Source organism: Peribacillus sp. NPDC056705, assembly GCF_043656335.1.
In genome coordinates this window covers 1-1,541 of sequence record NZ_JBHTYI010000162.1, presented here as the reverse complement: position 1 = coordinate 1,541, position 1,541 = coordinate 1, and the positions used below count along the sequence as shown (strand labels likewise).

The window sequence follows — 1,541 nt, the reverse complement described above, 5'->3', positions numbered from 1 at the left end:
GTTCCGGTGTAAGATCCATATGAATTTCCCCTTGTGTAGTTAGTGTATCAGTTCGAGCACCTATTATTTCCGAAACCTGTAATTCCTAATCTATCGATCTGACGCGTTCAGAGGTTGACATTAATATGTTCTTACCCGTATCGGATTAAACCGTAACAGAGAATTTCAAGGAAAGCACGGGGACAGGTCCACAGCAAAAAATAAAAGATACCCTGCTACAAGCAGCGTATCCTATGGGGGGATTATCACATTGTATAGAACAACGGTTACTCCGTAAATTCAAGCAGTTCAATCACATTGCCGAACGGGTCCCGAATTGCGCTGTACAGACCGGGAGGGCAAGGCTGTGGCGTATCAAATATCACCTCAACGCCCTGCGATTTATAATTCGATATCGCAGCGCTTACATCAGCGGTTTCGATTCCGATAATAACCTGCGCCTCATGCGGGTACTCGGTTTTGGTTACGCGGCCGCATTTTTGCAGGATAAGGGAGAGGCCCTCATTTTTCAAACTGATGATCTCTTCATCATATATTTTAGAAATTTCAAATCCCAGGATGTCGCAATAAAACTGCTTGGCTTGATCCATATCACTCACATTAATCGATAGAACGCATAAATTTGGCATATACAGCCCACTCCTCTGTTTAATTGATTTCACAGACTCATTATAAAGGGACGCGCTATCCGGAAATTCTTCTACTTTGCGCTGTCATTCCGATCCTTCTCGAACAATAGCAGAGGCAGATTGACAACAATCGGGGGATCGAAGGGCAAAGGCTCCCGTAAGGTGATCTTCACTGAAAGCTCGGTGGACTCTTCAATATGCACGGGGGTATCGAGCTTGCCGCGTAAGGATTTGTTCAGCAGAAAATAATCCCGGGGATTCAGGCTCCAGGGAATGCCGGCTGCCAGCACATAATACGTGCCTGCTGGGATGCGGGTCAGTATGCAGGACCGGTTTCTAAGATTAACAGCCGTACCGGTTATAGGCTTCTGATCGGGAACGGGCCTTGGGAACAGCCCGATATAGATCATGCCGCGGAACGTTTCGGGAGCTTCAATCTGGCAATGGATTCGGGGGAGGACGTTCTGTTCTTCCTCTGTCCAATGCAGTGGTTTGTTCTCATATTGATTGACATATTGATGCAGGGATTCGGATGTGGATCGGAATCGTTTGGGAGAGAGACCGACAAACTGCTTAAACCGGGTATTGAAGGTGCCCGGACTGGATAAACCGATATTCATTCCGATTTTGACAAGCAGGGAGGGCCGTTTAAGCAGTTCGCTTTTACCGGATTCCACCCGCAGCGCAGACAGGTATTGCCTGACCGAGATGCCGGTTACCTGCTTAAATACTCTGGAGAAATGGAAGGGGCTATACCCCGCGAGATCGGCAAGCTGCCGGGTTGTCATAGGCTCATCCAGATGTTCCTTCATATATTCAATGGTTTGCTGTACGGTACCTCTATGTTCATCATTCATTAGGGATCACCAACTTGGTGTTTTTATATTTGGTTATTAACGTAAAGGCAACTTG

The 1,541-nt window shown here is 46.9% G+C and carries 2 protein-coding genes; both read right to left on the bottom strand.

Annotation, left to right across the window (positions count from 1 at the left end):
• Positions 1-266: 266 nt before the first annotated feature.
• Entirely contained in the window at positions 267-629 is a 363-nt protein-coding gene (locus ACFRAK_RS28520; RefSeq protein ID WP_023959170.1) for a VOC family protein, read from the bottom strand.
• 71 nt (positions 630-700) lie between these two features.
• Positions 701-1,486, bottom strand: coding sequence for an AraC family transcriptional regulator (locus tag ACFRAK_RS28515; protein WP_394573119.1), 786 nt, complete (start codon positions 1,484-1,486; stop codon positions 701-703).
• Positions 1,487-1,541: the final 55 nt, after the last annotated feature.

Coding starts and splice junctions, on each gene's coding strand:
- ACFRAK_RS28520 (WP_023959170.1), bottom strand. CDS start 629: ATGCCAAATTTATGCGTTCTATCGATTAATGTGAGTGATATGGATCAA.
- ACFRAK_RS28515 (WP_394573119.1), bottom strand. CDS start 1,486: ATGAATGATGAACATAGAGGTACCGTACAGCAAACCATTGAATATATG.